Raw genomic sequence first — 10,622 nt, forward strand, 5'->3', positions numbered from 1 at the left:
CGGCGTGTCCGGGCGATCCACGGTTGGGCGGGTTCGGGTGTCCGGGCAGCGCGCAAGCGGCCCGGTGGATACCCCGGACAAGCCGGGGCATGACGGTAGGGAGGACGGTGCAAGCGCCCCGCTTCGCTCTCGCGCCTCGGCCGACTGGAACGGAGCGAAGCGCAGTGGAAGGAGAGCCGTGGCCCAGCGCAAAACGTCGCCGAAGGCGGCTCTTTTCCGAGGCTCTGCGGGCGGGCGCCGGCTTCGCCGACCTTTCCCCTGGCCCCCGGATCGGCGCTCCACCTGCGGTGTCGCTTGTCCGGGGAACTGTTTCGATGAGCCCCCCTACCCCGCCCCCGGAAATGCGAAGGCATAGGCCAGCCGACGGCGCCACCACGGCGTCAGCGCGGTCTCGCACACGCTCGCGCCGTCATAGGCGTGGATCATGCGCCCGCCCTCGGAGAGCAGCGCCGCGTGCTTGGCCGGAAGGTGCTCGCGGAAGCGGAACAGCAGCACGTCGCCGGGCTGCGCCTCGGCCAGCGGAACGGCGACGAGATGGCGCCGCGCGGTATCGGCCAGCGTCTCGCGCCGACCGGCCTCGGCCCAGTCGGGCGCGTAGGATGGAAGCGCCTCCGGCTCCGGCCCGACGACCTCCCGCCAGGTGCCGCGCACGAGGCCGAGGCAGTCCGCGCCGTGGCCTTTCAGCGAGGCGCGGTGGAGATAGGGCGTGCCGATCCAGGCGCGGGCCTCGGCCAGGATCGCGGCACGATCAGGAGCCCCGCTCATTCCCTGAGGCTCCCGTCGTATCCGCCCTCGCCGGGGATGGCGACGGAGATGATCGCGTCGTTGCCCGGCATGTGCGGGAAGCCGCGAAAATTGAGTGCGTTTGAGAAGCGGTCGCGACAGGTCGCAAAGCGCTTGTCGCAGCCGGCGGTGAGGGTGATCTCGTCGCCCTCCGCCACATCGAACGGCGGGCGCTGCCACAGGCGCAGGACCACCCCTTCCCCATCCACCAGATGTGCCTTCACCTCGGTGGCGAAACCCGCATTGGCGCCGCTCGCGAACACCGCGCGGCCCCGCGCGAAGGCGCCGGTCGCGAAGCCGTCGAGGCCGGTGACGCGCAGGCGCAGCGCGCCCTCCACCGCGCTGACCGCCACGCTCGCGGAATGGGCCGGCGCGGCGAGGTCCACGCCACAGCGGGCGTCGCCGAGATCGGCATCGCAGGTGGGCGTGAAGAGGCGGCCGCGCGTCTGGTTGAAGCCATCCGCGAGGGCGCGGATCTCGGCGGTGAACACGCCGTCCTCGCAGCGCACCTCGCCGATGGTTCCCCGCCGCAGCAGGAGGTGCTGCGCGGGGGCCTGCCAATTGACGAGCAGGAGGTCCACGCCAGCCCCGTCATAGAGGCCGGCGGCGAGGTCCGCGGCATCAAGCGCGTCGGCGCTGAGGGCGCCGGAGAGTTCCGCGCCGGTGACGGAAAGTCCTTGCGCCTGCGTGCTTTCCGAGCCTGCGATGCCGGAGGCGGCGAGGAAGGTCACGCCCTCCAGGACGAGGTCGCGATCATGGTCGGTGAAGCCCAGCACGGTGCCGTCGCGGCGGGTCACGCGCCAGGCACGGCACAGCGTGGTGACGCCGCTCGCGAGATGGTCGGCGAGGGCGGGATCGAGAGTGCGCATGGCGAGCCTCACACGCGGATTTCGATGATGGGGATGCGGGGGATCGCGCCGGCCGCGAAGGCGGAGAGATCCACCTCGAGAAAATCGGTGTCGAAGCGCACCGGAACGTCGAAGCGGAAGCCCGCCGTGACGACCGCGGAGGGAGCCGGGATGGCACCTTCCGCGAAGGTGATTTCGCCGCGCGCGGTGTCGAGCGAGAAGTGTGCGCCTTCAACGTGTTCGATGCCATTCACCGCAACCTTCACGCTGCCCGCGACAGGCTTGGTGATGGCGCGCAGATAGGGCGCGTGGAGCGCGCCGTAGCGCTTCGTCAGCGCGAAGGTCGCGCGCGCTCCGTCGCCCGCGCCGATGAGCTGGTCGAGGGCGCTCACCTCGTCTTCCGGAGCGGCCGAGGAATGGTCGAGACGATCGCGCCAGCGGAAGCCGTGGAGACGCCCGCGGCGCTCCTCGAAGAAGGCGACGATTTCGGCCAGAGCGGCGAAGGTCTTCACCCCGTAACCGGCGTCCCATCGACGTCGCGAATCAGCCTGGCGCGTGTTGCGCTCCTCGCGTCCGGAGGCGGTCGTGACCACCTCGGTGACGCGCTCCGGACCGCCCGAAGCGCCGAGAGCGACCTCCAGAGGAAACAAAATCTCATGAAAGGCGGCCATATGATGCCCCCATCCCCTAATTCTTGGCCGAAAACAGTAGAGATGGCCTTGACATAGTTGAACGTGACGCCTTGACTTTCCTGTGCCCCGTTGAGCATGGAGCGAAAGCATGGCTACCAAGCCCGCGAAGAAGCCGGCCGCCGCCGCCGAGAAACCTGCCGAGAAGAAGGCCGCAGCCCCCAAGGCCGCAGCCAAGACCACAGCACCCAAGACCACCGCCCCCAAGGCTGCCGCGCCGAAGGCCGAAGCCAAGGCAGCTGCACCGAAGGCTCCTGCCAAGAAGGCCGCCGCCCCGAAGGCTGCTGCCCCCAAGGCCGCTGCGCCGAAGGCCGAGGCCAAGGCCGCTGCACCGAAGGCTGCTGCCCCTAAGGCTCCCGCCAAGAAGGCCGCCGCGCCCAAGGCTGAAGCCAAGGCCGCCGCACCGAAGGCTGCCGCCAAGAAGGCTGCTGCCCCCAAGGCCGCTTCCGCGAAGGCTGCCGCCAAGCCCGCCGAGGCTCCGGCCGCCGAGAAGAAGGCCGCCGCTCCCAAGGCCGCGAAGGCGCCTGCCAAGGCTGCGGCTCCCAAGGCCGCTGCCAAGCCCGCCGCTGCGCCCAAGGCTGCCGCTCCGAAGGCAGCTGCCAAGCCCGCCGCCGAGAAGAAGGCTGCCGCTCCCAAGAAGGCTGCTGCCCCCAAGGCCGCTGCGAAGCCTGCTGCTGCTCCCGCGCCCGCGCCGGAGACCAAGCCCGCCGCCCCCAAGGCTGCCGCCAAGCCCGCTGCCAAGAAGGCCGCTGCGCCCAAGGCTCCCAAGGCTCCCGCGAAGAAGTGATCTTCGCTCCCCGATGGCGGCGTGCGGCTCAGGGCCCGCGCCACCGCCATCGGAGCGCCGCCGGGTGCGGCGCAAGCCATATGGCCGCCCACGGGCGGCGTATCAGGTCGCCAGGACCCTGCCGCCCACGGGCGGCAAGATGAGACGAGGCCGCCTCACGGCGCGTCATCACGCAAGGCGCCTCAGGCGCAGCGGACGTGACGATTGCCGCCATCGGTGGCAGGCCGGCTGGGCCGCAGGCACGATCGGCGCCCAGCCTTCATGTCCGGGCTCTTCATGTGTTGCACCCTGTGCGCCCAGGCACTGTGAGGCCTGGGCCTTTGTGTGTTCGGGCCTCCCGACGTCCGGGGGGCTGATCCGGGTGGACGTCGTATCCGTTCAGGCATCGGCCAGTGGGGCAAGGCTGGAATGCCGCGAGCGGAACGACGGCGCCATCGCGCACGTCATGCCGGAGCTTCCCCGCGCCTTTGGGCCGCGCATGGGTGCAGGACCCTGGTGCAGGACTTTGGCGCAAGACCTTGGCGAAAGATCCGGGCGAAGGATGACGCGCCCGCCGCCCAGCTGAGGCCGGACTGCGCGCAGGCCTTCCCTCGCCGGGCGCCTCAGTCGATTGACCGCGGGTCAATCGCGACATGTCTCGGCCGCGACACGTCGCCATTACCGGCAAGCTGCCGGTCCGTCAGGGGATTTCCCGGTGGGCGCGGCCACGCTATGGTCCGATGGCTCGCACCGGGCGAGCTGCCGGACTGCCACTCTTCGTGCCATGACGATCAGCGCCCCCCGCCCCCTCTCCTCCGCACGACGCTCCGGCGCCGCCTTCGGCCTCGCGCGGCTCTGCGGCGCGGTGGTGCTCGGCGCGACGGTGGCCGCGGCCGCCCCGAGCCCGGCGCTGGCGCAGGCCAGCGGCAAGAGCAGTCCTTCCGGCAGCAAGAGCGACAGCTTCTGCGCCAGCTACGGCCCGGGCTTCCAGCGGGTGCCGGGCTCGGATTCCTGCGTGAAGACAGGCGCCGTCGTGCGCAGCGATGCCTATAGCGGCAGCTCGGTGAGCAACGCGCCCAACCAGTTCAACAACTCTTCGTCGTCCGCGCTGCCCTCCTCTACGGCGCCGGCGGCGGACCCGTGGAAAACCGCGCGCTGAAGGCTCAGCCGCCGCGCTGCCCCCGCGCCACCGCCCGCGCCACCAGGCCCGAGACATAGGCGTCCGAGCGGCGGAAGCCGGAGAGGTCGGGCGTCGCGATATTCACCGTCACCGCCCCGCGCCCCGCCCCTTCGGCGCTGCGCACGCCGAGCCGCCCATCGGCCCCGCGCGCCAGCGGCAGGATCGCTTCCGCGCCCTTCTCCCCCATCAGGCCGAGCGACGCGCCGAGGGGGAAATAGGTGGGCGCCGCCACCACCCCGCCGCGCGCGAAGGGCTTCACCTGCCCCTCCCCGATCACCCCGCCTTTGGCGAAGCCGAGCCCCGCGCCGGCGCCGGAGAGAAGAGAGGTCAGCGAACTCTCCAGCGGCTTCAGGGCCGCCGTGAGGGCGAGGTTGGCGAGGCGCGTGGCGAGTTGCTCCAGCACCGTGCCGAGATCCTTGCCCTGCACGGCGAGGCCGGTGAAGGCGGAGGCGAGCGCGGAAGAAAAGCCACGCGCGGAAACTTCCGCCGCGCCCAGCGCCGCCATGGCGCTGCGGGTGTCCACCTGGAGGGCGATATCGACGGTCTCGGTCACGGCATCATCCTCTCGTGCGATCGGGAAACCGCGCCATGAGCGCGGCAAGGCCGGCGCGGTCGATGGCCTCCGGCGCGGCGGGCAGCAGCGCGGAAAGGGCGGCCGCGAGTTCGCGCGGCGTCATCCGCCAGAAGGCATCGGGGGCAAGCCGCAGCAGGCCGAAGCCGGCGCCCATGGCGAGCGCCCAGGGAAAGGCGCGCGCCGGGAGCTCAGCCGTCACGCCCGCTGCGGCACGGGAGGGGATGGAGGCTCCTCCCCGCCGAAGGTGGCGGCGAGAAGATCCGCGACGATGCGGGCGAACCCCGCCGCGCCGCCATCCGCCCGCATGCGCTCCACCTCCTCCGCGCTCACATCCGCCCCCGCGCCATTGAGCCCGGCAGCGATGATGCGCGCCGCATCCCGCGCCGAGAGGCGCCCCCGGCCGAAGCGCTCGGCCAGCGCCATGAGATCGTCCGCGCCGAAGGCGGCTTCCAGCTCGGCGAGGGCACCGAGGGTGAGGACGAGCACGCGCGGCGTGCCGTCGAGCACCGCCGAAATCTCGCCGCGCCGGCGGTTGGGCATGCCGCCGCCCATCACAGCGCCGCGAAGGCGATCTCGCCCGCGCTCTCCAACGTGAGGTCGAAGGTGATCTCCCGGTCGTGCTCGGCGGCGATCTCCAGCGCCGTCACCTGGAACGGGCCGGTGAGGGTGCCGAAATCCGGGATCAGCAACTGGCAGCTCGCCAGCGCGCCGGAGAAGAAGAGCTGGCGGATGAGGGCGTCCGACGCCGCGTCCTTGAACACGCCGGAGCCGGAGACGGACGCGCGCTTCACGCCCGCCCCGTCCAAAAGCTCGCGCCAGCGGCCGGCGCTCTCGGAATGGGTCACGTCCACGCTCTGCGCGTTGAAGGCGAGGGTGCGCGTGCGCAGCCCCGCCACGGTGATGAAGGAGGTGCCGTCATGCACCTTCAGGAGCAGATCCTTGCCCTTCTGCGCGGCCATTTTCGTCTCCGGTCAAACGGGCTCGGTGACGGCGCGGAACCGCACCAGAGCGTGAAAGGTGCGCCCGTCGCTCTCGCGGCGGACCTCGGCGGTGGTGGCGCGCAGGTTGGCGAGACGGTGGCCCTCAAGCGCGAGGGGCGCGTCGTGCAGCGCCGCCTGCAATCGCGCGGCGATGGCGAAGGCCTCCGCCCGCCCGCCGGAGCGCGAGAAGACGTGCAGCGTCAGCGCCTGCTCGGCGCCCGCCTCGGTGGCGGTGGACCAGTCGGCCACCACTGCCTCGCCGAGGGTGACGAAGGGAAAATCCGCATCGCCCGGCGGCACGTCATGCACGCGCGGCGCGCCGAGCAGCGCAACCAGCGCGACATCGGCCACGAGGGCGGCATGGATGGCGGCGCGCAGCGCCAGCGCGGGGCTGTCGAGGGGCAGGCTCATGGGCGCCTCCGGGCGAAGAGCAGGCGGATGCGATCGAGCACCGGATCGCCCGGCCGGTCGAAGGCGCCGCGCACACGGTCGAGGAAGGCGGCGCCGGAGACCTCGACGAGAGGACGCGCGGGCGTGCCCGCCACGGTGGCGACGGCGCCGGCCTCGGCCCCGATCTCCCCCGCGAGATCGGCGGCGGCACGGGCGGCGGCGGCGGCTTCCGCGTCCGGGAAATGGCGGGCGGCGATGCGGCGGGCGAGGCCGTCGAGGCCGCGGGTGCGGACGCTGAATTCCGTCCTCATGTCTGTTCCTCGCTGCAGCGGATGCGATGGAACCGGCCGCGCCCGTCCGCATTGATGATGGACTCCACCGCCAGCACACGGCCGGCATGGATCAGCCGGTCGCCCGCCGCGATGGTGTTGGGCGCCCGCACCGTGACTCGCAGCACGCGCGCGGCGCGGGGGCGATCCTCGCCGAGGCCGTAGGCGGTGGAGACCTCCTCCACCGCGCCCCACAGCACGTCCACCGAAATGAAAGAGCGCGTCACGCCGCCGGCACCGTCCGGCACATCGACGGGCGTCTGGTGGGTGAGGCGATGGCGCAGCGCGCCGATCCCCGTCACAGCCGCACCACGCGATAGGGCGCGATCAGCGCGCGGGCGGCGGCGGGGAGTTGGGTGGCGTCCCCCGGCCCGTCGCGATGCTCGTAGAGATGGGCGAGCATGAGCCGCACCGCCTGCACGAGATCCGCCGGCACATCGGCCGCGTTCGCGCCGTAGCCGGCGAGAAGCGTGATGACGATGCCGCCATGGGAGACGAGCGGCGCCGAGACGCGCGCGGGCTCCACCCGGATCAGCGCGGGGGCGCGGTCGCCTACCAGGGTCAGCGCGCCCTCGGGCAGCGCCACCGGCGTGCCGTCCGCCGCCGCGACGGTGGCTTCGAGGATGGCCCGCACCGGGGCGACGGGCGCCGGGATGACGCCCCGCAGGGGCCAGCGATCCAGCGAGAAGCGCCAGGTCTGCTCCATCAGGATGCGCCCCGTCTCCGCCTCCACATGGCGGCGGGCGGCGGCGATCAGGGCATCGATGAGGGCGTCCTCGGCGTCGGTCTCGACGCGCAGAAAGGCCTTCGCCTCCGCCCGCGTCAGCGGCTCGGCGGCGGGGCCGGAGAGAAGTTCGGCCATGGGGGACTCCGGGTGGGAACTGGGCAGAAGAACTCCCTCTCCCCTTGCGGGAGAGGGGTGGGGTGAGGGGTGTGGCGCCGCAGGGACAGGGGGCGGGGTTGCGGTGAGGCCGCCCCCCTCACCCCCGGCCCCTCTCCCGCGAGGGGAGAGGGGAGGAAGAACTTGCGCCGTCATCGCCCGGCGTGTCCGGGCGATCCACGGTCGGGCCGGGCGGAAACCTCGGACAGCGCGCAGGCGGATGGGTGGATCGCCCGGACACGCCGGGCGATGACGGGTTAGGCGAGGTCTCTACCCTTCGGAGCAATTGCCCCGCTGCGCGGAAGTCTTGCGCTGGTCCCCGGATCGGCGCTCCACCTTCGGTGTCGCTTGTCCGGGGAACCATTGACGCTTCCGGCCACGGGCGGCAGAAACGGGGGATGAAGCCTTTCCGCCTCGCCCCAGCGCCGTTTCTGGCGCTCGCCCTCGTGCTCATCGGCCCGAACGCGGCCCACGCCATCGTTGGCGGAGGGCCGGCGACGGCGGATGTGGCGGCGCAGACGGTGCTCATCGTCTCCACCCGCGGCGCCTCCTGCACCGGCACGGTGCTGGCGCGCGACCTGGTGCTGACGGCGGCGCACTGCGTGGGACCGGCCGGCGATTATGCGGTGGCCATCGTCGGCGATGGCCAGCCCAGGCTGGTGCCGGCGGCGCGGGTGATGGTGCATCCGCGCTTCGACGCCGACCAGTTCCAGACCCGGCGTCCCACGCCGGACCTCGCTTTGGTGAAGCTCGCCGAGCCGTTGCCCGCGCGGTTCCGCGTCGCCCGCCTCGGCGCGGCCACGGGGCTGCCGGAGAAGGGCGTCACCTTTCTGCTGGCCGGCTATGGCGTCACCGCCGACGGCGCCACGAAGAGCGCGGGCACGCTGCGCAGCGTGGCCCTGCCCTCCATCGGCACCACCGGGGGCATCATGGTGCGGCTCTCCACGCCAGAGGGCGCGGCCGGGGCCTGCACCGGGGATTCCGGCGGGCCGGCCTTCCTCGATGGCGCCGTGGCCGGCGTGGTCGGATGGGCCACCGCCGCGGGCGGCGCGCGCGGCTGCGGCGGCGTCACCGGCGTCACTTTGGTGTCGCTCCATCGCGACTGGATCATGGCCACGGCGAAGGCCCTGGGGAGCCCCCTCCCCGCCACCGGGCTCTGACATGCGCACCGCCGCCCTGCATCACGCATGGCGCGGCGGCGTCGTCCTACTCGCGCTCGCGGCGCTGGCCAATACACAGGCCCTTGCCCAGTCGCCCGGCGGCGAAACCGTCGATCACGCCATCTGCCGCCTCATCGACAGGGCGGCGGCGAAGGAGGGGCTGCCCGCCGCCTTCCTCACCCGCCTCATCTGGCAGGAAAGCTCGTTCCGGCCGGATGTGGTGAGCCGCGCCGGCGCGCAGGGCATCGCCCAGTTCATGCCGGGCACGGCGAAGGAGCGCGGGCTCGTCGATCCGTTCGATCCGGAAGCGGCGATCCCGGCCTCCGCCGCGCTCATCGCCGATCTCAACCGGCGGTTCGGAAACCTGGGCCTCGCGGCGGCGGCCTACAATGCCGGGCCGGGGCGGGTGAACGGGTTTCTGGCCGGCGGCGGCCTGCCCAACGAGACGCGCGCCTATGTGCGCATCATCACCGGCCGCACGGCGGAGGATTGGGCCGGCCTGAAGAAGCAGGGCACGGCGGCCTTCGGCCCGGCGGATTTCCCGCCCGAGCCCTGCCTCGCCACCGTCGCCTCATTGCGCAAGGGCGCGCCGGCCCCGTCGGCGGGGCAGCCGGCGAACGCGCTGTTCGCGCCCTGGGGCGTGCAGATCTCCGGCAATTATTCGCGCGACATCGCTCTCGCCTCCTTCCGGCGCGAGGCGCAGCGGGCGCCGCAGGTGTTCGCGGACCTCACGCCGGTCATCATCTCCACCCGCGTGGGCGGGCGCGGCCCGCGCACCTTCTATCGCGTGCGCCTGCCGGCCCAGTCCAAGGCCGAGGGAATGAAGATGTGCGACCGCCTCCGCAAGGCCGGCGGCGCCTGCCTGGTGCTGCCCAACTGAGGGCGAAGAACAGCAGGATCGGTCGCGCGCGGGCCGCCGCGGCGCAGTTCACTGGCGGGGCCATCAGGGAAGGAGTCAATGACCAACGCCGCACGCGAGCGCTACCGGGCGAGGATGCAGCGGGTGCTGGACCACATCGACCGGCATCTTGATCAGGATCTCGGCCTTGAGGCGCTCAGCGCCGTCGCGGCCTTCTCGCAGGCTCACTTTCACCGGCAGTTCACCGCCACGTTCGGTGTCACCGTGCACCGCTATGTCCAGCTCGCCCGCCTGAGGCGCGCCTCGTATCAGCTCGCCTTCCGGACGGGGGCCAGCGTGACCGAGGTCGCCCTGGACGCCGGCTACGATGCGCCCGACGCCTTCGCCCGCGCCTTCCGGCAGCGGTTCGAGCAGTCGCCTTCGGCGTTCCGGACATCGCCCGCGTGGGAACCGTGGCTTGCGGCCTGCGCGCCGCTCACCAACGCAAGGACCCTGCGCATGACCACCTGGACCACCACAGACGTCGAAGTTCGCGACTTTCCCGCGACCCCGGTCGCGGTCATGACCCACCGGGGCGATCCGGCCGCGGTCTACGACACCGTCCGGCGCTTCATCGCATGGCGCCGTGCGGCGGGGCTCGGGCGCGGCGTCGCCGCGACCTTCACGGTGTTCCACAGCGACCCGCGCACGACGCCCCCGGAAGACTTCCGCCTCGACCTGTGCGCCGCCAGCGACCGGCCCATCCCGGACACGGCGCAAGGCGTCACCGCCGGCCTCATCCCCGCCGGCCGCTGCGCGGTGCTCCGCGTCATCGGTCACAGCGAGGATCTGGAGCCCGCGGCGCTCTTCCTCTATCGCGACTGGCTGCCGGACAGCGGCGAGGAGGCGGGAGACTTCCCGCTGTTCTGCCAGAGGCTGAGCTTCTTCCCCGACGTTCCGGAACACGAGGCCGTCACCGACCTGTTCCTGCCCCTCAGGTCGGCCCCGGCCGGCTGAAGCGTGGGCCTGCCAGATGAGGGGCGCCCCGGACAAGCGACACCGCAGGTGGAGCGCTGATCCGGCAACTGTGTTGAGGGCTGGTCAGGTTTGGAAGGTGACGTTGTCGCGTAGGAGGGCGTTTGCGGTGACGACGATGCGTCTGGCGATGGCGACGAGTGCGAGCTTTGGTGGTTTTCCTGCGGCGC

At 72.3% G+C, this 10,622-nt stretch carries 16 protein-coding genes and 1 pseudogene; 5 read left to right on the forward strand and 12 right to left on the reverse strand.

What is annotated here, in order from left to right:
- Positions 1–324 precede the first annotated feature (324 nt).
- From EJ105_RS23480 to EJ105_RS23490, 3 genes are read right to left on the reverse strand one after another with little or no spacing between them, the layout of a single operon-like run.
- Positions 325–765 carry an NlpC/P60 family protein gene (locus EJ105_RS23480; protein WP_250168231.1) on the reverse strand — a complete coding sequence of 147 codons (441 nt, stop codon included), beginning with the start codon at positions 763–765 and terminating at the stop codon, positions 325–327.
- Positions 762–1,652: a DUF2163 domain-containing protein gene (locus EJ105_RS23485; RefSeq protein WP_029555120.1), complete on the reverse strand. Its 891-nt coding sequence runs from the start codon at positions 1,650–1,652 to the stop codon at positions 762–764. Before EJ105_RS23485 ends, EJ105_RS23480 begins: the two co-directional genes overlap by 4 nt.
- An 8-nt stretch (positions 1,653–1,660) precedes the next feature.
- Positions 1,661–2,302, reverse strand: coding sequence for a DUF2460 domain-containing protein (locus EJ105_RS23490; protein ID WP_029555121.1), 642 nt, complete (start codon positions 2,300–2,302; stop codon positions 1,661–1,663).
- Between the two features lie 109 nt (positions 2,303–2,411).
- Here EJ105_RS23490 and EJ105_RS23495 point away from each other — a divergent pair, with 109 nt between their 5' ends.
- The gene (locus tag EJ105_RS23495) at positions 2,412–3,107 is read left to right on the forward strand and encodes a hypothetical protein (protein WP_029555122.1); all 696 of its coding nucleotides are present in this window, start codon (positions 2,412–2,414) and stop codon (positions 3,105–3,107) included.
- A gap of 763 nt (positions 3,108–3,870) precedes the next feature.
- Positions 3,871–4,245, forward strand: a complete 375-nt coding sequence (locus EJ105_RS23500; protein WP_250168232.1) for a hypothetical protein — start codon at positions 3,871–3,873, stop codon at positions 4,243–4,245.
- A 4-nt stretch (positions 4,246–4,249) separates the two neighbouring features.
- Here EJ105_RS23500 and EJ105_RS23505 read toward each other — a convergent pair whose 3' ends face one another.
- From EJ105_RS23505 to EJ105_RS23540, 8 genes are read right to left on the reverse strand one after another with little or no spacing between them, the layout of a single operon-like run.
- Complete coding sequence (locus EJ105_RS23505) at positions 4,250–4,819, reverse strand: phage tail tape measure protein (protein WP_250168233.1); 570 nt, start codon at positions 4,817–4,819, stop codon at positions 4,250–4,252.
- Positions 4,820–4,823: 4 nt separating this feature from the next.
- Positions 4,824–5,039, reverse strand: a complete 216-nt coding sequence (locus tag EJ105_RS23510) for a rcc01693 family protein (protein ID WP_347881342.1) — start codon at positions 5,037–5,039, stop codon at positions 4,824–4,826.
- Entirely contained in the window at positions 5,036–5,380 is a 345-nt protein-coding gene (locus EJ105_RS23515) for a gene transfer agent family protein (RefSeq protein WP_250168234.1), read from the reverse strand. The genes EJ105_RS23510 and EJ105_RS23515 overlap by 4 nt, the downstream gene beginning before the upstream one ends.
- 11 nt (positions 5,381–5,391) lie before the next feature.
- Entirely contained in the window at positions 5,392–5,799 is a 408-nt protein-coding gene (locus EJ105_RS23520; protein WP_250168235.1) for a phage major tail protein, TP901-1 family, read from the reverse strand.
- A gap of 12 nt (positions 5,800–5,811) precedes the next feature.
- Positions 5,812–6,231, reverse strand: coding sequence for a DUF3168 domain-containing protein (locus EJ105_RS23525; protein ID WP_250168236.1), 420 nt, complete (start codon positions 6,229–6,231; stop codon positions 5,812–5,814).
- Positions 6,228–6,521, reverse strand: a complete 294-nt coding sequence (locus EJ105_RS23530) for a hypothetical protein (protein WP_250168237.1) — start codon at positions 6,519–6,521, stop codon at positions 6,228–6,230. Before EJ105_RS23530 ends, EJ105_RS23525 begins: the two co-directional genes overlap by 4 nt.
- Positions 6,518–6,841: a head-tail adaptor protein gene (locus EJ105_RS23535; RefSeq protein ID WP_250168238.1), complete on the reverse strand. Its 324-nt coding sequence runs from the start codon at positions 6,839–6,841 to the stop codon at positions 6,518–6,520. The genes EJ105_RS23530 and EJ105_RS23535 overlap by 4 nt, the downstream gene beginning before the upstream one ends.
- On the reverse strand, positions 6,838–7,401 hold the full coding sequence (locus EJ105_RS23540; RefSeq protein ID WP_250168239.1) for a head-tail connector protein: 564 nt from the start codon (positions 7,399–7,401) through the stop codon (positions 6,838–6,840). Before EJ105_RS23540 ends, EJ105_RS23535 begins: the two co-directional genes overlap by 4 nt.
- A gap of 416 nt (positions 7,402–7,817) precedes the next feature.
- Between EJ105_RS23540 and EJ105_RS23545 the strand changes: the two genes are divergently transcribed.
- From EJ105_RS23545 to EJ105_RS23555, 3 genes are all read left to right on the forward strand, one after another.
- Positions 7,818–8,579 (forward strand): S1 family peptidase, encoded by a 762-nt coding sequence (locus EJ105_RS23545; RefSeq protein ID WP_250168240.1) that lies wholly within the window; start codon positions 7,818–7,820, stop codon positions 8,577–8,579.
- 1 nt (position 8,580) lies between these two features.
- The gene (locus tag EJ105_RS23550; protein ID WP_250168241.1) at positions 8,581–9,459 is read left to right on the forward strand and encodes a lytic transglycosylase domain-containing protein; all 879 of its coding nucleotides are present in this window, start codon (positions 8,581–8,583) and stop codon (positions 9,457–9,459) included.
- A gap of 78 nt (positions 9,460–9,537) precedes the next feature.
- Positions 9,538–10,434: an AraC family transcriptional regulator gene (locus tag EJ105_RS23555; RefSeq protein ID WP_250168242.1), complete on the forward strand. Its 897-nt coding sequence runs from the start codon at positions 9,538–9,540 to the stop codon at positions 10,432–10,434.
- Positions 10,435–10,518: 84 nt separating this feature from the next.
- Here the strand turns inward: EJ105_RS23555 and EJ105_RS23560 are convergent.
- Positions 10,519–10,622: pseudogene (locus EJ105_RS23560) on the reverse strand (IS110 family transposase); the annotation flags it as partial.

This window comes from Xanthobacter aminoxidans (assembly GCF_023571765.1).
In the GTDB taxonomy this organism is placed as follows: domain Bacteria; phylum Pseudomonadota; class Alphaproteobacteria; order Rhizobiales; family Xanthobacteraceae; genus Xanthobacter; species Xanthobacter aminoxidans.

Coding starts and splice junctions, on each gene's coding strand:
- EJ105_RS23530 (WP_250168237.1), bottom strand. CDS start 6,521: ATGAGGACGGAATTCAGCGTCCGCACCCGCGGCCTCGACGGCCTCGCC.
- EJ105_RS23490 (WP_029555121.1), bottom strand. CDS start 2,302: ATGGCCGCCTTTCATGAGATTTTGTTTCCTCTGGAGGTCGCTCTCGGC.
- EJ105_RS23515 (WP_250168234.1), bottom strand. CDS start 5,380: ATGCCCAACCGCCGGCGCGGCGAGATTTCGGCGGTGCTCGACGGCACG.
- EJ105_RS23545 (WP_250168240.1), top strand. CDS start 7,818: ATGAAGCCTTTCCGCCTCGCCCCAGCGCCGTTTCTGGCGCTCGCCCTC.
- EJ105_RS23485 (WP_029555120.1), bottom strand. CDS start 1,652: ATGCGCACTCTCGATCCCGCCCTCGCCGACCATCTCGCGAGCGGCGTC.
- EJ105_RS23555 (WP_250168242.1), top strand. CDS start 9,538: ATGACCAACGCCGCACGCGAGCGCTACCGGGCGAGGATGCAGCGGGTG.
- EJ105_RS23495 (WP_029555122.1), top strand. CDS start 2,412: ATGGCTACCAAGCCCGCGAAGAAGCCGGCCGCCGCCGCCGAGAAACCT.
- EJ105_RS23540 (WP_250168239.1), bottom strand. CDS start 7,401: ATGGCCGAACTTCTCTCCGGCCCCGCCGCCGAGCCGCTGACGCGGGCG.
- EJ105_RS23480 (WP_250168231.1), bottom strand. CDS start 765: ATGAGCGGGGCTCCTGATCGTGCCGCGATCCTGGCCGAGGCCCGCGCC.
- EJ105_RS23500 (WP_250168232.1), top strand. CDS start 3,871: ATGACGATCAGCGCCCCCCGCCCCCTCTCCTCCGCACGACGCTCCGGC.
- EJ105_RS23525 (WP_250168236.1), bottom strand. CDS start 6,231: ATGAGCCTGCCCCTCGACAGCCCCGCGCTGGCGCTGCGCGCCGCCATC.
- EJ105_RS23550 (WP_250168241.1), top strand. CDS start 8,581: ATGCGCACCGCCGCCCTGCATCACGCATGGCGCGGCGGCGTCGTCCTA.
- EJ105_RS23520 (WP_250168235.1), bottom strand. CDS start 5,799: ATGGCCGCGCAGAAGGGCAAGGATCTGCTCCTGAAGGTGCATGACGGC.